A 24,161-nucleotide genomic window follows, 5' to 3' on the forward strand; every position below is an offset into this window, starting at 1 on the left:
GTATTTCTTTTCACTAGATTACTTTTATAAAATTTAGGATTAGGATGTTATGTATTTAGATGAGTTATTTATTAGAAAGTTTATCAATTGCCTGAATAGAAAGTTCTAAAGCTTTTATCCGTCTTGTCAAAATTGTTCTTTGAGGACTTCCAACTTTAGACTTATCATAGGCCCTCTCTATTGATGGAAGTAAACCAGCAAGGACATTACGAGCTTCTGCTAACTCTTCTTGACTATACTGGAGACTTTCTTGATTCCAAACGTTTTCTAGCACTGCTAAACCTACGCAAACTGCTTTAAGTCGTTTTTTTACTAATGTAGTATTTACACCTTTTTCAGTCATCTGTGATAATGCGTTTTCAAGTTTACGGATTGTCGATTGTAAAGATTTGATTGATTCCAATTTATCTATATTCGATATGTTTTCCATTTTAATGTTGTCCCTTCTCGTTTTATTATTGATAAAATAAGCACTTAATTTTACTCGAAATATTTTAACATAAATAACTAACGATATTCGAGTTGGAATATGCATTAAAGGAAAACAATCGCTAAACGCCTCTCCTCCCTCCTTTACTTCATTCTATAAATACTTCTTTCTGCACATTAAAATCCCTATAGAAACAAGGTATAAATATTGTCTTTTTTATGAACAAAAAACGCACAAGCAGCATAACTTGTACGTTTTAATTTTTATTCAGTAAGATAATATAATAATAGTTTTCGGGTCTTCTCATAATTCATGAAATCTCTATACAAAACGGGATACTTCACAATTTCTGTTTCTAGAAAACAATATTGTGGAAACCATTCAAAAAACGATTTCCTTAGCCACTTTACTTGCTGATACGTAATGTTCTGTTCGTTTCCATTTAGTACAGAACTTAAAGTGCCTGCTGTATGCATCCAATAATGATTAAAATCAGCATTTATATAGTCATCTTCGGTAAATTTACTTTTTAAATCTCGCTGCAATTTTCCTATAGCACGATACGGAAATGGTTTTTGCAGTGGACTATGCATTTTCTGTAATTCATTAAAAATAATCTTTTTACCTAATAGCAATTTTCCACCCCTTTACTTCTCGATCCAAGTTAATAATTTTTCATAATGATATTGGGCATCTGTATAGCCAAGATTATATAGATTGACAAGTTTTTCTTTATTTCTTTCTATTCCGCTTATAGGAAGCTGTACGCTAGGTTGAATGACATAAAAGTTGTCTTTTTGTTCTATATGATTCATAAAAGATATCGTCTCATTATAAAAACGATAATGTTCTACTAAAGACTCTGCGATATTCGGATATTTTCTATATAAAATTTTAGCTAGTCCAGATAGTTTATTTCGCTGTTTCTCATATCCTTCTGGCTTTGTCATAATAACAACGTTCTTTTGATAACCATCCGTTTGTGCTTTTAAAACCGGTATAGGATCTATAATCCCTCCATCTAGTAATTTTCGATTATCATAATCTACAGCAGGTGCTATAAATGGGACAGAGCTTGATGCACGAATGATTTTTAAAATATCATTTCCGTGTTCTATTTTATTGTAATACACTGCTTTTCCTGAATTACAATCCGTCGTTCCTATAACAAACTGTTCATTTGAGTTTAAGAATGTTTGAAAATCAAATGGCACAATTTTATTAGGCACTTCATCAAATAAAAAATCCATTCCAAATAATTCACGTTTTCGAATCAAATTCCGATAAGATATATAACGATGATCTGACACGAGCTCTGTATTTACTTTTTTATTTCTTCCTTTTTGGCGTGATAAATAAGTGGCTCCCATACATGCTCCAGCGGATACGCCAACTACATAAGGAAAATATAAGTTCTTTTCCATAAAATATTCGAGTACGCCCGCAGTATATAATCCTTTCATTCCTCCGCCCTCTAACACTAAACCGATATTATTCATGCTATATCCCTCTGCTTCTTTTTTCTTACTTACATGTTAGCACAAGATTTTAAGATGAGGTTATATAAAAGAATTGCAACTATAACCAGAAACTACTAAAGTAATGTCATAACCTCTTAGTAAATTGCATGGTACAATATAAGTAACACTATCCATAAATAATGGAGGAGGAATTTCATATGGGTTTATTTAGCGGTATTTTAGGAAATGCATCAAATGCGAGTACAGAAAGTGTAGAACGTGATTTAGAAAAGATTATGCTAGACGATGAGAAAGTTGAGCATGCTTATAAATTAATTCGTGATTTAATCGTATTTACAAACCGTCGTCTTATTTTAGTAGATAAACAAGGGATATCTGGTAAAAAAACAGAGTATCATTCTATTCCTTATAAAAGCATTACACAATTCAGCATTGAAACAGCTGGACATTTTGATTTAGATGCTGAGCTTAAGATTTGGGTATCTAGTTTGAGTACGCCAATTACGAAAGAATTTAAAGGTGACGATAGTGTTTTAAGCATTCAAAAAGCGTTAGTAACATATACGACAAAATAACGTCTTTTTGTATGTTTATTCATTTCTGAAATTACTAACCCGAGTATTTTGGAAGAACATGCATTAATTTTGTATATTTAATCTCTAATAACAGAAAAAGGTAAAGCGTGTTTCAAATGCTTTACCTTTCTTTTTTGTAATAAATAAGTGTGGTTTTATCATTTAATTTCTTTATTACTTCTGTTCTTTTATAACCCATTTTTTCATATAGAAAACAATTTCTTTCTTCTTCTAAAATTGTAGCAAGTTCAAAGCTCTGTGCTTCTGGAAACATCTCTTCAATTAAAATAAGTACCTTCTGAGCGATTCCTTTCCCTTGATAGTTTGGATGAATGAACATTGGACTAATCCAAAATTTAAATGGTATTTCTTTTTGAGATATACATATCGCTCCAACAAGGCTCGAATCTATTATCATCTTATAAAAGTTACTGCTAGTATTATTTATCTTTAAAATAGTTTTTTCAATAGATTCATTTGCTGGATTTGTATTATAGTCTTTATATTTATTTAATAAAGGGTTAAATGAGTCTTTTTGCATTTGGAATAAAACTGCTGCATCATTTTCTATCGCCTTCTCTAATGTAATTTCCATGTTACCAATTTAGTCGATTTCTTAATGAAGTTATATGAGCTGTATGATGACGTCCGTGCCATGCATATAGTCCAATTGCGGCAGCAAGTTTTGTTTCACCTGTATCTGGATGGTTAAATGTCTTTTCTAAATCTTCCAGTTCTAGAGAATATAAAAGGTTCACCCATCTTTTATGCAAAGACTCTAACATCACTAGTGAAACATCTACTGGTAATTTAGAATCAGGTAGTTCTGCCCACTTCTCTTCTTTATATGGTTTAATCGTTGGATTCTTTTCTGTTAGTGCTAATTTAAAACGTATGTAGCTATTCATATGACTATCAACAACGTGATGGACTACTTGACGAACTGTCCATCCACCAACTCGATACGGAGTGTCTAACTGCTTCTGATCTAAATCTTTAATTGCCTTTGTTAGTTCATTAGGTAAATCTTCAATTTCTTGAATCCATGTATCAATCATTTCTTCAGTTATAGGACGTTTGTATGTAAATTGCCCAATTGGATAACGTAAATCATTCATGCATAAGTCCCCCTTATTATAAGCGCGAAGTATTTCTCCATATATAATGTACAAACTTCACATGTGCCCCGTTTAATTCTACAGAATTTGTATCTGCTTCGTTTGGATAAGAAGAAAATCCATTTTTTTCTAGTACAACTTGTGATGCGAGATTATTAGTAGTTGTTTTCGCATGCACCTCATTAATTTCATTATTTTTCGCCACATCTAAAACTAACTTTACAGCTGCTGATGCAACTCCTTTTTTAGTAAACTTTTCTCCGACTCGATACCCTAACGAACTGCTTCGGGATTCCGTATCTATATCTACTAAATTTATTCGTCCTACAATTTCTTTTTCTTCATTACGAATTAAATAAAAATAAGAATCTCCATCTGCTTGTTCTATTAATAAATCGTCTAGTAGTTTTTGAAAATATTCAAAATCAAAATATTGCGAGCCACGATTTGGTACCATTGTTTCAAAAAAAGATTTATTCGTAAGTTCAAACGTAAATAAATCTTTAGCATCGTGTTTCATTAATTGTTCTATGTATATTTTCATCTCAACTACTCCTTCTATATCTACTAACTGTTATATATTCTTTTTTAATCAACTATTTTCCTTCTATTTCTTTCGCTTCAGTAACACAGCAAGTAGTACTTTTGGATGAAATAGGTGCAATGGACTACGAATTAAATTCATCACTCTTACTAATCGAATATATACGTCAGAGTCAGTTGCAGAGAGTTGATATATTTGTTTCGTATACCATAGCTGGAATTTTTGCTTTATCGTTAATTCTCTTTTTAGCTGAGGATGACGTGATATTTCCGTTGTAGTCATTTCCCAAGGAGTTTGTATGATATGATCGGTCTCTTTATAAAAATGCTGTGTAAATGCTTTATCAAGCTTTGGTTTTCTATGTAAAAGTAACTGCAATTGGTGAGCTTCCATAGCAGCAACTGAAACACCTTGCCCGAAAACAGGATCAAAACGACAATGTGCATCCCCAACTACTAACAATCTTTCGGGTAGATCATTCACTAAATCAAATCGCCGCCGTACTTGAAAAGGAATTTTGTACGTTTTGATATCTGAAATTGCCTCAGCTTTATTTAGAAAATCTGTAACAGTAGAGATTGATAGGTTTACAGCAAAATTATAAAATTCTTCATCAGTTTGTGGTGCTTTCTCATTTGCGTACCCGCTGAAAGTAACAAAATAACGATGATCCTCAATCGTTTGAATTAGAACACCGTACGGATTGTCAGGGAAACTTGGAGACATTAGTATATTACAGCAGTCTAATTTTTCATTTTCTTTGAGTTTAAACATTCTAGTTGCGTAAAATAAATCAATACGCACTTTCTCTTCTTGCACTTCGATATTGTTTTCGCGTAACCACGCTATACTTTTTGAACCAAATCCACTCGCATCAACGACAATATCTGCTTGGATTTCTTCCTGCGAGCTAGTTTCTAAACATTTAGCTTTTACCCCACATACTTTGTTGAGTTTTCTATCTACTAATAACCCTTCAACCAATGTTCGATATTTAGTGGTAACATTTGAAACATCATCAAGTCGTTTTTGGATATGCCATTCAAGCAAAAACCTACTTTGTTGTACCATTTGTACTTTTCCTATGAATTGCTGTTTCCATAAACCAAATTGATGCCATTTTATATCACGAGTAAAGTTATTTACGATACTACCTGCTTCAATTAGTTCATTAGTGATAGCAGGAAACAATTCCTCAATTGCTTTTTCTCCACCCTTTAATAACACATGGGGATGACTACTTTGCGGAACTCTTTTTCTCGAAGCTTTTCCATCCCATCTTTCACCAGCTTCTATAATGATTACTTCTTTAAAAGTAGTTGATAATGCTTTTGCTGCGAGTTTCCCTGCGATACTTCCGCCAATCACAATAGCCTTATTAAACATATTTTCCTCCTTAATGAAAAAAGACCCTGCCTTGTATGAATGAAACAGGATCTAAACGAATAGTTACTACATTAAAACACGTTAGTATATTGCAACGTTAAAATTAAAATGCCTAATCCCCATACGTAATACGCGAATACTTTTAAGGAGTGACGTTTTAAGTATTGAATCATCCATGAAACAGCTATGTAACCGAAAAATGCTGCTGATAACGTTCCGACAATTAAAGATGTACTGGAAATAGATTCTGCTTTCCCATGATAAACATCTGCTAATTGCAAAATGATAGCTCCGACAATGGCTGGAGTAGATAACAAGAAAGAAAAGTAAGCAGCAGTTTCACGGTCTAACTTCCTCCATAATGCAGCGACGATTGTCATTCCAGAACGAGAAATTGCGGGAAAAATAGCAGCTGCTTGAAAAGAACCGATAATTAATGCATCTTTATATGTAATGTCATCCATTTTTTTACGACCATTTTTTTGTTTATCGGCCATATATAGAAATAAACCTGTCACTAAAAACTCCCAACCAATCGTAATACCTGTTTTTGAAATATCCTCAAAAAAGTCTTTAAATAACAATCCAATTACAACTGCAGGTATCGTTCCGACAATAAGTAATAGCATTAGTTTTGAAAATGGATTTTTAATTAAATATATAAATTCTTTTTTGTAATAAATAAACACCGCAAGCAAAGTCCCAATATGCAGCATCGTATCTAAAAACAATCCGGCTTCATCTAATTGAAACAAATGCCTTCCTAAATAAAGATGACCTGTACTACTTATCGGTAAAAACTCTGTTAAACCTTGTATGATTCCTAAAATAAAAGCTTCTAACCAATTCATGATAGTCCCCTTTCTCGTTTGCTTGTACCAATATATGAAGGTTAAATTTTCGATATGAAAAAAACTATATTTCTCTATGAATTTACTTTCATTTTATGGATATATATGTAAAAAGAGATCAGGAGGGTTACTATGTGGCAACATACGAAATTCGGCAATGTATTACTTTGGATAGGACCAATCTTTGTGTTTGTGGGGTTATGTATGACAAATGTTATTTCAGATATTCCTTTTTTTGAAGGGAAACATAAAACACTTGGAATCATAATTTTATTTATAGGGCTTTTCTGTTTAATTGCTGCTAATCATTTTAAAAAAGGAGAAAGAAATGAAGAATGAAACAATAAAAAAACAATCCTAGTATATGTGCTAGGATTGTTTTTTTGTTACTTATTTATAGAACACTTTATCAACGTTATATTTTGCTTTATATTCATTAATAATGTATGTTTCGTAAATTTCTCTTTCTGTTGGATCTTCTACGATACATGCATCAATGCGGTATACTTCATCACGGTGATTTTTAATTGGTGAAACATTGTCTTCAAAATGCTTCTTAATACGTTGTCTAATTTTACGAGCTTTACCTACGAAAAGAAGTTCGTCATTAATATTGTAAAACATAAAAATGCCGCCTTTATCTCTAGGGAACAAGTGGAAATCGATAAAACCATTAATTGGAGTGATTATTGGCTCGTCTCCTTTAAAAACTTGTTTACGTTCAGTAATTGAAACATTAGCTTCAGGAATATTAATTTTAATCAAGTTCATTCACGTCCTCTTTTATTATAAAGATAAATAATAGCATACATATGTAAGAAAAGCTACGTTCAGAGGCATATTTCATTTTATAATTCAAATATTATAGGAGTATCATGTAAACTCATCTTCCAAATCATATGATCACTTGATTCTCCCCAATAATCCTTCAGTACATAACTAGGCTCTCCAAACTTCTTTGTCCATATACTTTGCGCTTTTTTGTATCCACTATCTAAACAGTATTCTGTTATTCCTCTGCTAAGTAATGTAATATACATTGCATTTAGTAATACATTGCCTATGCCCTTTCGTTGATATTCAGGTAGTACAAATACTGTTCCTATTTCATATAAATCTTTAAGAACACCGCCTGTACAACTATGAATCAATGTACTTGCTGGACCGATTTCAATTGTTCCTATGATTTTATCGTAACTTGTATCAATTGCTAATAAAAAGTAACGACTTTCTCCCTTACTCTCCAAATCATTTTTCAAATACTGCTTTTTCGTATGTATTTCATTTTCTATGTCATCCAATAATTTTGATAACCCTTCATTTTTAAATGTATGAGTAATAACAAGACGAAAAAACAAATTAAGTTCATCTAAATCATGCGAATTTGGCCTTCTTATTTCAACGTTATACACGACTTAAATCTCCAATCTTTGAAAATATATATGAAATTATTAAGACAATACTTTATATACTCTATTTAACATTATTCTACAAAGGCCTGCATATAACCAACAATATAGAAAGCTCATTATAAATATCGATAAAATAATTTTTATGTCCATAGTTGTATGAACAGTAGGACCTAATACAGGAAATCGAAAGACATCAAGAACGATCATAATTCCTATAAGTAAACATATCGCTGAAAAGGAAACCACCAAAATCCTCCTCTTGAATTGTATAAAGGATACTCCTAACGCTATACCTAATAAACCTGTAGTAAAAGGAAAGACAATTAATTCACTTGGCTCAATAATAAATATTAGGAGAATAGTAAGAATATAAGAAAGTATTCCCTCGCGAATAGAATAACAAATAGCTAAAAAAATCGGTAACGTAGCAAAAGGGCTAATAAATAAGCCAATACCAGGGATTAAGTTCCCCGCTGATTGAAAAATAGCAGCAAGTGAACCGAATAACGCTGTAATGACTAACCCCTTTGCTGGCGTCATCTTTCTTTTATGAACAAAATTCGTATCATGCGCGATCATCGGTTGATACCAATAGTTTCTAAAGTGATTCATCAAAATCCCCCTAAAGATATATAATTTATCACTTTCTATTTTTATTCATGCACTTTTTGTTTATTTGTTACCTTCTTCAAGTAAACAATAGATAATAATTGTATTAAGAATGAATCTGAGAGTTTTTAACATATTAAGGAACGACTTCAAAAATAGTACCTTTGTTAAAATCAGTTACTTTCATAGAACCGTAAACTCCTAAATATAATCTAGTTTGATCTAAGTTTGTTCCTAAACTCATAAAATAAGCTGCTTGCTCACCAAAATCATAATTAGTTTCAATAACTTGAAAATCATTACGTGTCCCGTCTATACCAGCTCTAGAATAAGCTAACGCACCCTTTACTGGAGACTGAAATTTTTCTTTCTTAGCAAGTTCAGTAAACACGATACTACCCGTTAAATTAGGTATTGCAGTTCCCATATATGGCTGGACTCCTGTAAGTGAAGTTCCTCCGAATTTATTTGGTCTAGAATCTTTATGAAAATAACTGATTAGAGGTTGAGTTCGCTTTGCGGATGTTTCTATTGTTTCATTATAATAAGCCATTGTTCTCTCATCTAAAGTAGGATTCTCAGAACAGTGCCTTATAAAAGAAGTAGGTAATTCTCCTTCCCACCCTCTCCAACCAAAATTAATAAATCCATATTGATTGGGAGCATCTCTCATTAAATGGTTTTGAACAAGTTCGGTAACTGGTATTGGTTTATATTGAACAAAAGAAAAAATAGATTCTACAATATCCTGTCCGACATTTCCGGCATATTTGATATATTGATTATAAAATCTTTGAAATGAAATACCTGTTATATTACGAACGCCTTTTGCAATTACCGTAAGTGTTTCTTGTATAGATAAAGGTAGTTCATTAAAGCGTGTAACTACTGGAGGATTGTTTATGGACGTATTTTTACTTACATCGATTTCAATTATTTTACCCGCTATTTCTAAATCATCCTGACTTAAATTAAATGGATCATAGCCTGAACCGCCATCTCCATTTGTAAAAATCAGTTTTCCAGTCTCAGGTGAAAAGTTTAAGCTATTTACTCCATTATGATTAAAAAATGGCCGTTTTATATTCAGTAATGTTCGTCGCTTTTGAGGTTGACCGTTTGATTGTAAAATCCATTCTTCAATTGTATCAATATGATCATATTGAGTATCTCTATTAATCCACTTTAAGTTTAAAGTTTTCAGGTCACACGGATTCGGTTTAAATTGTTCTGAAAGTGCACCTGGTCCTTGAGTCCCAACCATTGAATAATGAAGATAAAATAAACCATTATGATTTAATTGCGGATGAAACGCTAATCCCAGCAATCCGCGTTCATCATAACCGCTACTTGCAACACCTTCTTCAAATGTGCCTAATTTAATAATTCGGTGACGAATATTTAAAAATGTCTTTATAGCTCCGTCTCCTATGTAAAAAACCTCTCCTAATTGAGTTGCGATAAATAGCCTTTCGGTCGATTCACCTGGAAGTATAGCTGTTTTTATTACAGTTGGTAAATTTAAGTTATGAACGATGGGCCGTAAACGAACCTTAACATTTGTCAATTAACTGTACACCCCTTTTTATTCTTTTTAATAGAAGAATATGATTAGAGTAGTTCAATTAGTATCAAAACTATAGACGTGAAAGCGTGATATTCCTGTTCGTACAAGTCTGCTTTCCACTTAGCATCAATTAACTTACATCCCTTTTTATTACATTTTTTGGTATGATATAAGTATAAAATATAAATTAGGGGGACAATCCATGGCAATCTTTCTACAAATCATCGTACCACTAATATGTGCTCTATATTTATTTACCCTCTATCGTAATGGGATTTATGGATCAGTTACATTCCTTTTAGCGGTTATGATAGGGATTTTCGGTTTAGAGAATATCTTTCAATATACTAGTTTAACAGATCATGCTGTTTATCCGTATTGGGGCAGTTTAAAGGCCGTAATCTTTATTTTATCCGTAGTATTTATATTCAAAAGAACACCCACTCCATATAATAATTAACAATTATTCATATTTATTTAAAGCTTTTTTTCGGGAGGGGTTATGCAATGAGAGCATCATATCAAGTATTAATATTTCCTTATATAATAACTGATGATTCTATTCAATATGCTATTTTTAATCGAAGTGATCATGGTTATTGGCAAGGAATTGCTGGTGGTGGAGAAGATGATGAGTCTCCTATTGAATCAGCAAAACGAGAGTCATTTGAAGAGGCTGGTATTTTAAGAGAATATCCCTATATTAAATTAGATTCTGTGTCTTCACTACCTGTAGAGGATGTAGTTGGGAAATTTCTTTGGGGAGAAGATGTTTATGTAATAAAAGAATTTTCCTTTGGAGTTAAAGTTCCTACAAAAGACATTTCATTATCCAAAGAACACTCTAATTATAAATGGTTATCCTTTGAGGAAGCAGTAACGCTTTTAAAATGGGATAGTAACAAAACAGCGTTGTGGGAACTAAACAAAAGGTTATTAAGGCAATTAAAGTAGTAGCTATAAATAAAAAAGATTAGGAAACGCTCCTAATCTTTTTTGTTATTCAATTGCACCAGCAACGTCATAATCGTTTAAATCTAATTCAATTGTTTGGCCGAGTGCTAATTTAGCAAGTTCTGATCCTAAATATGGACCGGCAGTTAAACCAGAAGCACCTAATCCGTTTGCAACGAGAATGCCTTCAAAGTTAGGCAATGGTCCGATAACAGGTAAGAATCCTGGAGTAAATGGTCTAAATCCAACTCTCGTTTCAAGCATAGTGCTATCTTCTAAACCAGGCGCAACTGTTAATGCTTTATGGAATACTTCATGTAAACCACCTGCTGTTACACGGTGATCGAAACCAGTGTCATTCTCATGTGTTGCACCAATTACGACGTGACCATTGTCAAATGTTAAAATGTATTGATCGTTTGGCGGCATAACAACCGGCATATTTTCCGTTGCTGTATTTTCAATTTGTAAATGAACAATTTGTCCTTTTTGGAATGTAACTAAGAAATTAATTCCTAATGGATTCAAGAGTTCATTCGCCCATGCACCTGCAGTTACAATGACCTTTTCTGCTACAATTGTTTCATCGTTTACTGTAACTCCAGTAATATGATTACTCTCATGAACTAATACAGCATCTCCTTTTATAAAAGTAGCACCATGTTTTTTCGCAGCACTTATTAATGCGTTACGTAATAATCTGCCATTTACTCGTGCAGCACCACTAATATGAACAGAACTATATTCTTCTGATAATGCTGGGAATAATTTTTTCGTTTCTTCAGCTGATAAGCGAGTGATTTCACCAATCTCTGGTGCATCTTCACGTCGTTTATAAGCTCGCTCTTCCATTTGATCTAGTTTTTTCTCGTCAGTATGTAAACTAATTGCACCTACACGGTTGTAACCTGTATCTGTTTCACCGTCTTCTTCTAATTGTTGAATTAACGAAGAATAGTAACGTGCACCGCCTTTAACGATTTTATACCATGCTTTATTACGACGCTGTGAAAGCCAAGGACATACAATACCTGCTGCTGCATCAGTTGCTTGACCTAATTGTTGGCGATCAACGATAGTAACATTCGCACCTGCTTTAGCAAGATGATAAGCAGTAGATGCTCCTAAAATACCAGCTCCAACTACAATATACGATTTCATTTCAAACACCTTTTCTCTTTTGCTAATTATTTAAATATAAGAACATACTTTAGTATACTGAAAGGAATTCTTTTTTCAATGTGCTAAGTGTAATTAATTGTTGCATCATTGTGACTTTCCTTATCGTTATTTTTTCTTCTTACGGAATAATTCAATTGTTTTATAACCTTGTGAAAGGATTTCAATCATTTTCTCCAGACGTTTATCACGTGTTTTTTCTTGTTTTACAGAAAATAAATTACGAGCCCAATCTTTTTGATATCCAGGTGTTAAACTTTGATAAAATTTAAGTTCATTTGGATGATTAGCCAGTAGGGCTTCTACATCTTTAATACGATCTGCATAATCGGCAACACATTGACTCATAGCAGGCGTTTTCTTCTCTTTTTTCTTTTCACGCTTTAAACCTACAACAGTAAAGACGTCGTCCATACTAACCATTCGTGCAAATTTAATATCACTCTGTCCTACATACCCATCTTCGCCAACGCTTAATGCAGGAAACATCTCATCACGGTGAATAAACGTACTGTAACGAGAATTCCCTTTTTTCGGATACGCGAAGAATATGTAGCCTTTTTCAATTAGTAATTCTTCATTACTAATAATATAATTCGTTTGTTTCACCATTTCATCAAGTGTTTCTACAAAAACAAAAATGGCATCGTGTTCTTTTGAAAATGCAGTTTCTTTCCCTGTAAAAATATCATAATCACTAGGTTCATTAATTACGACCATATTTGTATACTTATTCAGTTTCAATTTATCAATAATTGACATAAAAATCTTCCTTTACATTCAAAATTCATTGTTTATAATTTTTCATACTGTTCTAGTGTATTATATCTAATTAGAAAATCAAACTTTAATAGTTAGTTTCAAATTAAAGTTAATAAAAATAGCCGATTCTGCGTAAGAACCGGCTAGCTATTTGTTTCATCACAACTCAATAGCAAATAAAGTATTTAATAGCTCTCTATATTGATCTTCTGTAATTACTCGTTTCATTTTTTCCCCATGAATCATTTCAGTTAAACTCGTATTCGTTAAAGAGACATGGCCAGAGACCGTCAATTTAACTGCAATTGGTCCTTTATTGAAAATAGATTTCTCATCTTCTATTACTCTTTTTTGAACATCATTCACTACTGCCTCATCAATGATACGATTATAAAATGCATGACAAACTTTCCACTCTCCGTTCGTATCTTTTCTTTCTAGAACGTAATTTCCCTTACTTGTCTCTCGTTTTTTCACTCGATACGTACCATTTTTAGAGGAAACAGACTCACCAGTAAAAGGTACAGGGACTAGTGGTACTAAAGATGCAATACCTACATCAATTAAGTATCGTACGTTATCATAATTTAAAATAATCGTTATATGTCCATTTTCAAGTGCCCATATGTTTATATCATTTTTATATACGGTACCAAGTGCAAGCTGTACATCATAACCACAATCTTGCAAAAAGTAGTAAAAAAGAGTATTTAATTCATAACAAAGTCCGCCGCGGGACGTATTTAAAATTTTATTCTGTAAGTTTTCCATAGTAATTGTATTCGCATTACGTGCTATAACATCTAAATTCTCAAATGGTATAGTGTGTGCAAATGCAAAGAGAATTGTGTTTAATTCTTCAAAGTTCACTTCAGTACGGTTTGCAAGATTCAATCTTGTAAAAAGCTTATGTTGTAGACTTGTCATAGTCAGCACCCCTTAACATGTATAAGTTAAAATAGTATATGCTGATTGTATATTTGATGGGGTACTGAAACAATGTACATTTCGTTTAACTGTACCGGTACAAAAAGTCTCACTCACAATATTACATAAGAACAGAAACTACAAATACAAATTTAATAGTTTATCTAAAGGTAAATTATTATGATCGCTTAAATCAACAAAATATTGAAGTTGCCACAATTGGCTCTTTTTCGCTTGATTGCTAACAGGAGTATCCCAAATTGGATAAACTCTCATAGCCATCTTCCCTTTTTGACTTTGCGTTTTCAATATTTTTTCTTTAAGAAGAATTTCTTTAGGGAAAATAAATTGTCCTAGTTTATTATCATCAATACAAGTGATAACTAATAAGTCAGGAGCAGCGTCATAAGAAAATGCTTGATTTTGCATATTGTCATCTTTTTCCCAAAAAGAAACAAATTGCCCGATTTTATTAGGAGTAATTTTTGATACTCTAAAACGGATAGTCTTGTTATTTAAGTGAAATAAACTACCTGCATATTCTGCATTTTGCGGTTCTTCTTTTAGATTCGTAATTATTAATTCGTTAGGTTTGTAAATTATATTGTTTAAATTTTGGATTACATTATTAAATTTATTCAAGAAAATCCCCCCTTTATTCACCTCTTAGTTTATCACAAACATCAGTTCTTATATGTTGTAAATAATAAACGACGTGAAAAAGAAAGAGATTTTACTGGGGCATTATTAAAGCTTCAATGTACTTAGTTTTTCAATTGCTTGCTGTTCAGTTGCTAAGTAAAAAATGTCTTTTCCTTTATTACATTCATATATAAAGTCCTTTAAACTTTTACTAATATACATAGAGAAATCTCCAATGATAGCAATCTTTACTCTGTAGTTTATAAACTTTTGAAGAATATCACCAGCAAGTCGTGTTTTTAAGTCAAAGAAACTTTCGCTTATTAATGATTTGTCGATGATAATATGTTTCGCATCCACCTCATATTGAACTGTTGCCATAAGATCCAATGCAGTTTGAACATCGGAAATTAATACTTTATCGTTTTTTATGACCGCTATATTTATTCCATTGATAACTAATTTCTTTATTTCCATAGTCCCACTCCTTTTATACTTACACAGTAAGAGTAAACTTGTATTGCAGCTCTTCATAGTAGTCATAGTTCAAATTAGATACAGTGAATAAAATAGCCTCTTTTTATTTCATATATATTATTTATATTACTAATACGGTCAATGAAATTATTAAATACCGAGATTGGTTTTACTTGTTATAAAAATATTGTGGAGTAACATAACTTAACAAACTATCCAAAGTATGAATCTCGTCATACGGTTGTATTTCGGTAGTATTCTTGATTTTCCGAGGGTTAAACCACACACCTTTTATATTTGCATTTTGAGGACCAGCAATATCCTTTTCTAAGTCATCCCCAACAAATAAGGTATTTTCCGGCTGTGCATTTAGCTTACTTAATGCTAGTTCGAATATACGTTTATCAGGTTTACTCAATCCCACTTCTTCCGAAATAATGATTGTATCAAAGTAATTGTTTAAATTCGTATTAATTATTTTAGCCTTTTGCCTCTGAGTTGAGCCATTTGTTATTATTCCTACTTTAAAGTGTTTCTTTATATGATTTAAGAAATGAATAGTATTTTGGTCAATTGAAAAACATTTAGGGAAATTTTCATTCCAAAAATCTTGGATATAATTGCGCGGCAATCTATATTTCGGCGCGAATTCATCAAATAATGATTCTATAACTATCGTTTTATCACTAATGCCATATTCCCTTTTATCGTACTCCTTAAATTTCTGTAACATATTGTTTTTGACTGTATCACTAACATCCTTATAACACTTTTCTAAAACTAATAAAAACAGGTTATCTACTGCTTTATCTCTATCAAGTAACGTATCATCTAAATCAAACAGCATCGCTTTATAACCCATCAAATAATTTCACAACCTTTCTCACATAATTTAAATAATCCTTAGTTCGCACCTTAGGCCTTTACTAAATTAGCAAAAAAACTCCAAAGTTTGTGGCGTACGCTCTAGAATTTCGCTAGCTTCTTTTATATTTAAATTCATCTCCCTTTCTCCCTTTTATTAAAGTTCCGAAAGTATATTTTCAAAAAGTTTAAAAAACTACATGCATTTTACATTATTATACATTAGTTTTTCGTAAATATTAATCGTTCAGTTTTCTATATGATAAGTTTTTTTATGCGCATAAATATTTCTCCATAAAAAGGAAATATGGAGAATAATACTTTTTTACGAAGAATACACAATCTTGAAAAATGGAGTTAATATGTTAAACGTCTTATGAAGTTTCCTACTGTATCTCCACATAAACTACAGATAGTACGGCTATAATGACTACCAGGGGTGATATTATGAAGAACTATCATATCCTCGTGGTTGAGGACGATCAAGAAATTCAGGAATTAATTAAACAATTTTTAATGACACAACAGTATACAGTGGTAGTTGCTTCAGATGGACTAGAGGGTATGACACAATTTAATAAGCAATCCTTTGATTTAGTTCTTCTAGATGTAATGATGCCCAATCTTAATGGATTTGAAGTTGCTAAAATGATTCGAAGTCAGTCAAACATACCAATTATTATGCTAACTGCGTTAGAAGAAGAGGAAGATCAAATGAAAGGGTTCGATCTTGGGATTGATGATTATATTACAAAACCCTTTTCGTTTCATGTTTTAATTAGACGAGTCGAAGCTGTACTTAGAAGAAGTTATGATAAAAATGTAAATAATCATTTGGTGTTTAAAGAAGTGCGTATTGATGTTGATGCATATAGAGTATATGTAAATGATGTTGAAATTTTGTTAACGACAAAAGAGTTCGAAATTCTGCAACTACTATTTCAAAATGAGAGAAAAGTACTTACAAGAGAAAATATCGTAGAAAAAGTTTGGGGATACGATTATTTTGGAGAAACACGAATAATAGATACACATATTAAAAACCTACGTAAAAAACTAGCCATCCCCTATATTAAAACAATAAAGGGTATTGGTTATAAAATTGATGAATAGAATTGTAAAAATCATGAAGATGAAGCAAATTACTTATAAACTCTTTATGACTACATCTCTCATTTTGTTATCCTTTGCAGTATTGATTTATTTAACTTTATATTTCTTTCTCCCTACGTTTTATGAGCAATACAAAACAGATCAACTTCAAACAGGGATAAAAGAGATAATTGATAAGTCCAAAAATCTTACGTTTCAAGATGCGATACCACTTTTTGATGAATACGCAAAAAAAAATAACGCTATGCTTTCGCTTCAAAATAAAGAAGGAGTAATTATTTACTCGCCTTCATTTTCTTTTATTCAAAGTGGTACACAAACAACAGTAGTTACTAAGGCAACACGAATTGATAATGCGGGTACTATTAGCAATTCATATAATGTTACGGAACCAATTCAATTCCAAGATGGTAGTTTAATGCTTGTAGTGTTCGCAACATTTCAACCGATTGATGAAGCTTCGCAGGTATTAGTGCGCTTTCTCCCCTATATTAGTATCATCGTGCTTGTGATTGGTATAGGGAGTGCTTATTTCTATTCGAGGTTTATTACAAAGCCACTTATTTATATTAATGAGGGTGCACAAAAGATGGCAAATTTAGATTTCTCCGAAAAAATTGAAGTTCGCTCTACAGATGAGTTAGGAGAATTATCTAATAGTTTGAATGACATGTCTATTAACTTACAACAAGCTATGTTTGATTTAAAAAAAGCAAATGAACAATTAAAAAATGATATTGAAAAAGAAAGAGAAATAGAAACAAAACGCAGAGAGTTTTTTGCCATTGTAGCACATGAATTAAAGTCCCCTCTTACTGTAATGAAAGGATACTTAGAAGGGATGATATACAATATTGGCCCTTATCAAAATCGTGATCAATATTTAAGGAAAAATCATCAAATTATTGAAAGTATAGAACAATTAGTTCGTGAAATTTTAAGTATGTCAAAGTTAGAACAACACACTTTTAAACTAAAAATAGAAGAAGTTAATCTTTCAAAGTTAATAGGTACAATTACAAAAGATCTCGAATTTTTCGCTTCTCAAAAAAGCATCCAAATAATAAAAGAAATTGACTCCGATTTTTCTGTTTATACAGATTGTGTTCTTTTTGAAAAAGCATGTAAAAATATTATCCATAATGCAGTTATGTATTCACCACATAATGAAAAAGTCTATATAAAATTAAGTAAAGATTCTAAACATGGTCAAATCGAAATGCAAATTATAAATACAGGTATCAATATGAAAGATGAAGACATACAACAAATTTTCAAACCATTTTATCGAATTGAAAAATCTAGGAATCGAAATACTGGAGGAAGTGGTTTGGGGCTATATATTGTTAAACAAATTCTTGAAACGCTAAATATAAAGTATTCTATAAAAAATATGGAACACAGTGTGCAATTTTGCATGAACATTCCTTTATCTAAACAATAAACAAACTCCCCTCTTAGTAGGACGAGTTTGTTTGTTTTTGTAGCAAGTATAATCTTATTAGGAATCAATAAGTGGACTTTTCGTTTTTTTAAGATCTTTATTTCTACCATCCAATCTTAAAATAAAATCAGTAGTTGTTATTACTTATTCTATCCGTAACGAGGTTGTTATATATGGGCTATCCAATTGAAATTCCCGTTACAAGAAAAACTCAATCTAAATCCATATTAAATTAAGTGGAGTTCAAAAAATGGAGTTTGCGATGCTTAAAAACAAAGTTAATAGATATGTTAAAAAATTTAATCATAAATGGAACAAATGTGTTACTTAGATTGTCTATTACGTATAAAAAAGGCGTTCTTGATAGTCCTCTCATTTTGTAATATAAGAAATACAAGAGGAGTGCTATCCAGTGCATTTGTTAATTGTATAGGTATACAAAATCCATATATTCTTGAAAGAGGTTGAAAATGTATGATAGTTTCAAAGAAGTTTTTTCACATTGCACATTATAAAAAGGTGCTACCTGTAGTATTACTTTCATGTGTAACGCTTATAGGCTGTTCCAATAGTAATATTCAATCCGAACCACCGAAACAAGCCAAACAAGAAAATACAAGTAGGCATTCTTTTGTAAAGCTTGAAAAAGAATATGATGCTAAACTCGGTATTTATGCATTGGACACAGGTACGAATCAAACTGTTACTTATCGTTCAGATGAACGCTTTGCATACGCATCTACCCACAAAGCCCTTACTGTTGGAGCACTGTTACAAAAGAAATCAATAGAAGATTTAGATCAAAAAATTAAGTATACCAGCAAAGATCTTGTGAATTACAATCCAATTACAGAAAAATATGTAGATACAGGTATGACTCTGAAGGAGCTTGCAGATGCTTCCATTCGATATAGTGATAATACTGCACAAAATCTTATTCTTAAACAATTAGGTGGGCCAAGTGAATTCAAAAAATCACTAAGAGAAATAGGAGATTCTGTTACAAATCCTGAACGTTTTGAACCAGAATTAAATGAAGTGCAGCCTGGTGACACTCGTGATACTAGTACCCCAATGGCATTAGCTACTAGTCTTCAAACTTACGCGCTAAGTGATATTCTTCCAATTGAGAAACGGAACTTTTTAATAGATTTGATGAAAAGAAATACTACGGGGGACAACTTAATCCGCGCTGGAGTTCCAGAAGAATGGGAAGTAGCCGATAAGACTGGCTCTGGTTCTTATGGAACAAGGAATGATATCGCAATTATTTGGCCACCAAATAAAAAGCCAATTGTTCTTGCGATACTTTCTAATCATGCTAATGAGGATGCGAAATACGATGATAAACTTATTGCAGACGTAACCAAAATAGTGTTAAACGCTTTAAAAATAACGAATAAATAATTACTCCTACTTTACGGTACTTATATTTCGAAAGACATATACGTGTCTAAACGCTAAGAAGTATTAGTGAATTTATCCGAATTAATCAATAACGAATAATAAATATCTCTTGGTAAAGGTTTACTACATTTTAAATTAGCAAATACTTTAGTATATATAGCTTTTGAGTAAACAAATTTTCGTTTTTTGAAATATAGTATACAGTATTGGAAAAGAGAACCATCCACTATATTTGTCGAATCACTTTTATTTCGCCTAATATTCGGTATTTAGTTTTCTCCAGACTGATATATTATACATACAACTATTCTAGAAAGGTGATGATGTTATGTATGAACAACAAAATAATAGGGATAGAGACCAAAAAATGATGTTTTCTATGCAAGGAGTTCCCACAAATAAAGTTAACATGAATCAATTACCTAAATGGATTAGAATCTTCGGCTATTGTGCATTTGGCTGGATGATAGTATTTAGTTTAATTATGATAGTAGGTTTAATTCTTCAATAACTATGTAGATAAACAGTTAAAAGGGACAGTAATTAGATCTATGATCTAATTACCGTCCCTTTTTTTATATGTGATTCCTCAATATTATAGGTAACTAATCATAACAAAAAGAACCTGTAGAATATCCTACAAGTTCTTTTTCAAATATTGTTAAAAAGGAAACAACAAACTATCTTCACATTCAATACAGGGAGACCATTTTGATTATGGTTTAATTTTATTATATATCAAATATAAGCTTTTGAAATGGTTGATTTTTGAAAATTTTGTGGATTTAAAAACTAAGATATTTGTATTAGATGTGGTTTACGACCAACTTCTTCTTACTTAAATACACTGCACGATCGGATTTTTTTGCAACTTCCTGTGAATGCGTTACAACAATAATACATTTATTCTCTTTATGTGCAAGTTCTTGAAACAGTTCTATAATATCCATTGCCGTTTCTTCGTCGAGGTTTCCCGTCGGCTCATCTGCAATAAGTAAATCAACATTGCAAGATAATGCTCGAGCAATTGCTACACGTTGTTGTTGCCCGCCACTTAGTTGCAAGACGTTTCGTTTCGCTTCTACTTCTGTGAGTCCTACTTTCTCTAATAATTCTAATGCCCTTACTGTCTTATTTTTCACTTTGACACCTGTAATTTCCATTGCTGTTAGGACATTTTGAAGAGCAGTCATATAAGTAATCAAATTATAAGATTGGAAAATTACAGATACATTTTGATTACGATATCGATCCAAACCAATTTTTCGAATATCTTTGCCATTATACAGTACATAACCATTTTTAGGGATATCCAATCCACAACCTAAGCTTAGAGTTGTAGTTTTACCAGATCCAGATGGTCCTAAAATCGTGTAGAAATGCCCTTTTTGAAAAGAAAAGTTAACATTGTCTAGTATCGCTACATTTTTCCCATTACTTTCATAATAATAATCCAAATTTTTAAATTGTAAAATCGTTTCCATGTTAAGCCTCCTTATTCATCTTTTAAAAGAATTTGTTTTGGGTTTAAACGTAGAATAGATAATGCCGGAAGAAGCGTTGCTATTATAGCAATAGCTAGTCCAATCCCTCCCATTTTCCCTACATCTTCTCCTGTTACACTTACATCAATTTTATCAATTGGATCTTCTTTTTGATTTTGTAGCGTGCCACCAGGTCCAGACATCATTACAGTACTATTATTTCGCATGTTGTCCGTTTCTTCGCTTGTTGTAGCAATTTCATTCGAAAGTAAATTATCCCCGATATATTGAGAAACTTTAGCTCCTGTTGTTATGGATAATCCAAATGCTAAAATAGCGACACACACTACTTCTACTACGAACTGCGCCATCAGCTTCCACTTTTTCTCTCCAATAGACAATAGAATTCCCATTTCTTTACGACGTCCTTTAATTGATAGCATAATGATTAATCCTAAAATAATCGCACCTGCAATCGATACAATATAAATAATCATTTGAGAAGTCGAAGAGATATTTTCGATAGGACCAATCATTTGTTTGTACAATGAATCATGCGCATCTAATTTATAATAATTAAAATCAATATTAGATTTTTTCGCTTCTTTTTTAAATGCATCAATATATTGTGGATCATTCAAGAAATACACGACTTGAACACTACTTATACCTTGGTCTACTTCTAATTTTTTCATAGTTGAATGTGGCATATATAGTTTATTAGCTGGATCCATAATAGGAGGAGCCTGTTGACCCATTGCTTGTTCATTCGTTTCGTAAATACCGATAATTTCAATCTCGAGGGTTTCCTTCTTATCCCCTGATTGTACTTTTACTTTGTCTCCTACTTTCAAATTATTTAATTCCGCTAATCGTTTTTCCATTAAAGCTACATTCTGATCTTTCATCTGTTCTGTAATTGGTTTTCCATCAATGATTTTACTTTTTCCGTTTTTAAAGCTTTCTTGTAATGCAGTCTTGCGGACTCCCTCAATCATAAAAGAAGCATTCATATCTATTTCTGTACCAGAGCTTGAACCGCCTCGCACAGCCGCCATTCCCACTTTACCTTTTCCTTCTTCTTCTCCTTCTGAAGCTCCTACTAGTTTAAGTCCATCAGAAATACCGAAAGTGTTAGCTATGTAATTATAGTCTTTTACATACTTGGATTTCGCTAATTGATCTGTTTCTTTTGTATCGAGCTGCGGTGGCTTTGGCATTTCTCCAGTTTCCTGAGCTTTTTGACCTAATTTGTCAAAATCAAGACTTAAAGTAACATCTGCACCTAGTTTTTTTCTTGCTGCATCCGCAGCTTTTTTTGATGCATTTTGGATTGTAAATCCTGCCAACACTAAATGTGTAACAATTAGGAAGACTGCCATCAAAATTAATGATGTTCCTACTCTTTTTTTCATACTGAGAATTGCTCTTTTCATAAAGTTCATTTTTTCTTACCTCCTTGATAACTTATATTCTATATATGTTATCTAGAGGCTATATGGAGCTAATCGGTAGTTTATCTAGAGATATAAGGAGTTTATGTGTAGTTATTCATTGGCCTGGTCAAGAAAACCGAAAAGCCAATCCAAAAGCGTAAAGAGAATTATAGGAAAAGAGAGAGGTTAAGCTTAATTTAATGTATGTAATATAAAAAATATTCATTGTATAATTTATATACAATGAATATAGAGAACCTATTTAAATATCTACATAGGGATTGTTAATGTACTCATAGAAATCACGTCATTTTAAAAGGTACACTTTTTAATACAAAAATAAGCTATTTTGAATGGTTAGATAGAGTTGAAGAGACTTATATTCAACTATGGGTTCCCTATACATCATTATCAATCTAATATTTTGCACTTTCGATAAAACGAAAAAGACGTTATCCTTTCTGTAGAATTATAGGAAAGGATAACGTCTTTTTTATATTTCTATACTCAAAATTCCTTTGAATTGTTTTTGGATGGTAAAACATGTTTCTCTACTCTTTCATATAGAGTAAGCAATTGATTGATAAAAGAAAATTTCTGTACTAACCAATAAGAAAAAAATGCTGAAACACATCCTATTAAAGCCCCTATTGCAACATCAAAAGGATAATGAACCCCTACCCAAATACGAGAAATTGCTACACTAAATGCAAGTATAAGCCATAACCATCCAGTTTTTTTACGAACAAGCCAAAACGAAAAACAAATCGAAAAAAAGAGAATTGTATGGTCACTAGGAAATGAATTATCTACAGTATGGTCGACAAGTTTATTCACATCAGGCAATACTGCAAATGGTTGATAATTCAGATGAAATTCCCCTGCTATTTTTCCAATCACCTCAGCAATTACAAAAGCAACCATCGCTTGCATAACCATCATCCTACTTTTTCTGGACCTAGTAAACCAATAAGCTAAAACAATAAAAGCTAAAATATATACCATATATTCTGCCAAAAATACCATGGTTGAGTTTAGGAATGAATATTGTTCACCTAAATCATTAATTACTCGAAAAATATCAATATTGAATTGAGAAAAAGACATATTCAAAGACCTCCTTTTTTGTAAGATGTTTTACTGATTGCCATATACCTTCATTACATGAATAGTTTTGGTTATTGTACTCATTTAAAAATACCAAGCTCTTATGACACCGCTTTCTTCTTTTTCACTTTAATAAAAAAAGAAAAAGGAAAACATCGAACTTTCTTACAAACATTCATGCATTCTTACAGTTTTGTCATTTTCTTGTCACTTTGTAAATAGGTTCATCATCTTGCCTTTAGCTATTTTCAAAAACTCTTATATCTACAATTATGTAAACCCTAATTACACATAAAAAAGAGAAGAACCTTGGTGAGTTCTTCTCTTTTTTATTAAATTGTAATAAAATTACAGTACGTGAAATTATATTACTTGAACTTTAAAAGCGAAGT

General features: G+C 31.9%; 28 protein-coding genes and 1 pseudogene. 8 read left to right on the plus strand and 21 right to left on the minus strand.

What is annotated here, in order from left to right:
• Window positions 1-64 precede the first annotated feature (64 nt).
• The 3 genes from MR113_RS00660 to MR113_RS00670 all read right to left on the minus strand — a co-directional run bounded on the left by MR113_RS00660 (window position 65) and on the right by MR113_RS00670 (window position 1,929).
• Entirely contained in the window at window positions 65-430 is a 366-nt protein-coding gene (locus MR113_RS00660; protein ID WP_242250603.1) for a hypothetical protein, read from the minus strand.
• A 263-nt stretch (window positions 431-693) separates the two neighbouring features.
• Window positions 694-1,065: a YxiJ-like family protein gene (locus MR113_RS00665; protein ID WP_098597391.1), complete on the minus strand. Its 372-nt coding sequence runs from the start codon at window positions 1,063-1,065 to the stop codon at window positions 694-696.
• 12 nt (window positions 1,066-1,077) lie between these two features.
• A complete protein-coding gene (locus tag MR113_RS00670) occupies window positions 1,078-1,929 on the minus strand; it encodes a patatin-like phospholipase family protein (RefSeq protein ID WP_242250604.1) in 852 nt (283 codons plus the stop codon).
• A gap of 179 nt (window positions 1,930-2,108) precedes the next feature.
• Here MR113_RS00670 and MR113_RS00675 point away from each other — a divergent pair, with 179 nt between their 5' ends.
• Window positions 2,109-2,486, plus strand: coding sequence for a PH domain-containing protein (locus tag MR113_RS00675; RefSeq protein WP_000522465.1), 378 nt, complete (start codon window positions 2,109-2,111; stop codon window positions 2,484-2,486).
• Window positions 2,487-2,607: 121 nt separating this feature from the next.
• Here the strand turns inward: MR113_RS00675 and MR113_RS00680 are convergent.
• The 5 genes and pseudogenes from MR113_RS00680 to MR113_RS00700 form a co-directional block, all read right to left on the minus strand.
• Window positions 2,608-3,081, minus strand: a pseudogene (locus tag MR113_RS00680) (GNAT family N-acetyltransferase); the annotation flags it as partial.
• A 1-nt stretch (window position 3,082) separates the two neighbouring features.
• Complete coding sequence (locus tag MR113_RS00685) at window positions 3,083-3,604, minus strand: YfiT family bacillithiol transferase (RefSeq protein ID WP_151582856.1); 522 nt, start codon at window positions 3,602-3,604, stop codon at window positions 3,083-3,085.
• A 16-nt stretch (window positions 3,605-3,620) separates the two neighbouring features.
• Window positions 3,621-4,148: a GNAT family N-acetyltransferase gene (locus MR113_RS00690; protein WP_242250605.1), complete on the minus strand. Its 528-nt coding sequence runs from the start codon at window positions 4,146-4,148 to the stop codon at window positions 3,621-3,623.
• A gap of 63 nt (window positions 4,149-4,211) precedes the next feature.
• On the minus strand, window positions 4,212-5,534 hold the full coding sequence (locus MR113_RS00695) for an FAD-dependent oxidoreductase (protein WP_242250606.1): 1,323 nt from the start codon (window positions 5,532-5,534) through the stop codon (window positions 4,212-4,214).
• A gap of 71 nt (window positions 5,535-5,605) precedes the next feature.
• On the minus strand, window positions 5,606-6,385 hold the full coding sequence (locus tag MR113_RS00700; protein ID WP_097817990.1) for an undecaprenyl-diphosphate phosphatase: 780 nt from the start codon (window positions 6,383-6,385) through the stop codon (window positions 5,606-5,608).
• 132 nt (window positions 6,386-6,517) lie between these two features.
• On the opposite strand from MR113_RS00700, the gene MR113_RS00705 reads away from it, so the two are divergent.
• On the plus strand, window positions 6,518-6,724 hold the full coding sequence (locus MR113_RS00705) for a hypothetical protein (protein WP_063263425.1): 207 nt from the start codon (window positions 6,518-6,520) through the stop codon (window positions 6,722-6,724).
• Window positions 6,725-6,775: 51 nt separating this feature from the next.
• Here MR113_RS00705 and MR113_RS00710 read toward each other — a convergent pair whose 3' ends face one another.
• From MR113_RS00710 to MR113_RS00725, 4 genes are all read right to left on the minus strand, one after another.
• The gene (locus MR113_RS00710; RefSeq protein ID WP_061679041.1) at window positions 6,776-7,156 is read right to left on the minus strand and encodes a nucleotide excision repair endonuclease; all 381 of its coding nucleotides are present in this window, start codon (window positions 7,154-7,156) and stop codon (window positions 6,776-6,778) included.
• 77 nt (window positions 7,157-7,233) lie between these two features.
• The gene (locus MR113_RS00715; RefSeq protein ID WP_242250607.1) at window positions 7,234-7,797 is read right to left on the minus strand and encodes a GNAT family N-acetyltransferase; all 564 of its coding nucleotides are present in this window, start codon (window positions 7,795-7,797) and stop codon (window positions 7,234-7,236) included.
• Between the two features lie 39 nt (window positions 7,798-7,836).
• Window positions 7,837-8,409 (minus strand): hypothetical protein, encoded by a 573-nt coding sequence (locus tag MR113_RS00720; RefSeq protein WP_242250608.1) that lies wholly within the window; start codon window positions 8,407-8,409, stop codon window positions 7,837-7,839.
• 133 nt (window positions 8,410-8,542) lie between these two features.
• The gene (locus tag MR113_RS00725; RefSeq protein ID WP_242250609.1) at window positions 8,543-9,973 is read right to left on the minus strand and encodes a PQQ-dependent sugar dehydrogenase; all 1,431 of its coding nucleotides are present in this window, start codon (window positions 9,971-9,973) and stop codon (window positions 8,543-8,545) included.
• Window positions 9,974-10,175: 202 nt separating this feature from the next.
• Between MR113_RS00725 and MR113_RS00730 the strand changes: the two genes are divergently transcribed.
• Window positions 10,176-10,433, plus strand: coding sequence for a hypothetical protein (locus tag MR113_RS00730; RefSeq protein WP_242250610.1), 258 nt, complete (start codon window positions 10,176-10,178; stop codon window positions 10,431-10,433).
• Window positions 10,434-10,480: 47 nt separating this feature from the next.
• The gene (locus MR113_RS00735; protein WP_242250611.1) at window positions 10,481-10,927 is read left to right on the plus strand and encodes an NUDIX hydrolase; all 447 of its coding nucleotides are present in this window, start codon (window positions 10,481-10,483) and stop codon (window positions 10,925-10,927) included.
• Window positions 10,928-10,972: 45 nt separating this feature from the next.
• Here MR113_RS00735 and MR113_RS00740 read toward each other — a convergent pair whose 3' ends face one another.
• The 6 genes from MR113_RS00740 to MR113_RS00765 form a co-directional block, all read right to left on the minus strand.
• Window positions 10,973-12,088 carry an NAD(P)/FAD-dependent oxidoreductase gene (locus MR113_RS00740; protein WP_242250612.1) on the minus strand — a complete coding sequence of 372 codons (1,116 nt, stop codon included), beginning with the start codon at window positions 12,086-12,088 and terminating at the stop codon, window positions 10,973-10,975.
• Window positions 12,089-12,214: 126 nt separating this feature from the next.
• Window positions 12,215-12,868, minus strand: coding sequence for a YdeI/OmpD-associated family protein (locus MR113_RS00745; protein ID WP_242250613.1), 654 nt, complete (start codon window positions 12,866-12,868; stop codon window positions 12,215-12,217).
• 159 nt (window positions 12,869-13,027) lie between these two features.
• On the minus strand, window positions 13,028-13,795 hold the full coding sequence (locus tag MR113_RS00750) for an arylamine N-acetyltransferase family protein (RefSeq protein ID WP_242250614.1): 768 nt from the start codon (window positions 13,793-13,795) through the stop codon (window positions 13,028-13,030).
• A 138-nt stretch (window positions 13,796-13,933) separates the two neighbouring features.
• Complete coding sequence (locus MR113_RS00755) at window positions 13,934-14,437, minus strand: MepB family protein (protein ID WP_242250615.1); 504 nt, start codon at window positions 14,435-14,437, stop codon at window positions 13,934-13,936.
• Between the two features lie 105 nt (window positions 14,438-14,542).
• A complete protein-coding gene (locus tag MR113_RS00760; RefSeq protein WP_242250616.1) occupies window positions 14,543-14,914 on the minus strand; it encodes a DUF4180 domain-containing protein in 372 nt (123 codons plus the stop codon).
• Window positions 14,915-15,083: 169 nt separating this feature from the next.
• On the minus strand, window positions 15,084-15,776 hold the full coding sequence (locus MR113_RS00765) for an HAD family hydrolase (protein ID WP_242250660.1): 693 nt from the start codon (window positions 15,774-15,776) through the stop codon (window positions 15,084-15,086).
• A 449-nt stretch (window positions 15,777-16,225) separates the two neighbouring features.
• Here MR113_RS00765 and MR113_RS00770 point away from each other — a divergent pair, with 449 nt between their 5' ends.
• From MR113_RS00770 to MR113_RS00785, 4 genes are all read left to right on the plus strand, one after another.
• Window positions 16,226-16,891, plus strand: coding sequence for a response regulator transcription factor (locus MR113_RS00770; protein ID WP_060486774.1), 666 nt, complete (start codon window positions 16,226-16,228; stop codon window positions 16,889-16,891).
• A complete protein-coding gene (locus MR113_RS00775; RefSeq protein ID WP_242250617.1) occupies window positions 16,884-18,335 on the plus strand; it encodes a sensor histidine kinase in 1,452 nt (483 codons plus the stop codon). Before MR113_RS00770 ends, MR113_RS00775 begins: the two co-directional genes overlap by 8 nt.
• 474 nt (window positions 18,336-18,809) lie before the next feature.
• On the plus strand, window positions 18,810-19,742 hold the full coding sequence (bla, locus tag MR113_RS00780; RefSeq protein ID WP_242250618.1) for a class A beta-lactamase: 933 nt from the start codon (window positions 18,810-18,812) through the stop codon (window positions 19,740-19,742).
• A gap of 328 nt (window positions 19,743-20,070) precedes the next feature.
• The gene (locus MR113_RS00785) at window positions 20,071-20,253 is read left to right on the plus strand and encodes a hypothetical protein (RefSeq protein WP_002172101.1); all 183 of its coding nucleotides are present in this window, start codon (window positions 20,071-20,073) and stop codon (window positions 20,251-20,253) included.
• 295 nt (window positions 20,254-20,548) lie between these two features.
• Here MR113_RS00785 and MR113_RS00790 read toward each other — a convergent pair whose 3' ends face one another.
• The 3 genes from MR113_RS00790 to MR113_RS00800 form a co-directional block, all read right to left on the minus strand.
• A complete protein-coding gene (locus tag MR113_RS00790; protein ID WP_242250619.1) occupies window positions 20,549-21,226 on the minus strand; it encodes an ABC transporter ATP-binding protein in 678 nt (225 codons plus the stop codon).
• 11 nt (window positions 21,227-21,237) lie between these two features.
• Window positions 21,238-22,671 (minus strand): ABC transporter permease, encoded by a 1,434-nt coding sequence (locus MR113_RS00795; RefSeq protein WP_242250620.1) that lies wholly within the window; start codon window positions 22,669-22,671, stop codon window positions 21,238-21,240.
• 498 nt (window positions 22,672-23,169) lie between these two features.
• On the minus strand, window positions 23,170-23,769 hold the full coding sequence (locus MR113_RS00800; protein ID WP_242250621.1) for an undecaprenyl-diphosphatase: 600 nt from the start codon (window positions 23,767-23,769) through the stop codon (window positions 23,170-23,172).
• Between the last annotated feature and the right edge of the window lie 392 nt (window positions 23,770-24,161).

This window comes from Bacillus cereus group sp. BfR-BA-01379 (genome assembly GCF_022663605.1).
Lineage (GTDB): Bacteria > Bacillota > Bacilli > Bacillales > Bacillaceae_G > Bacillus_A > Bacillus_A mobilis.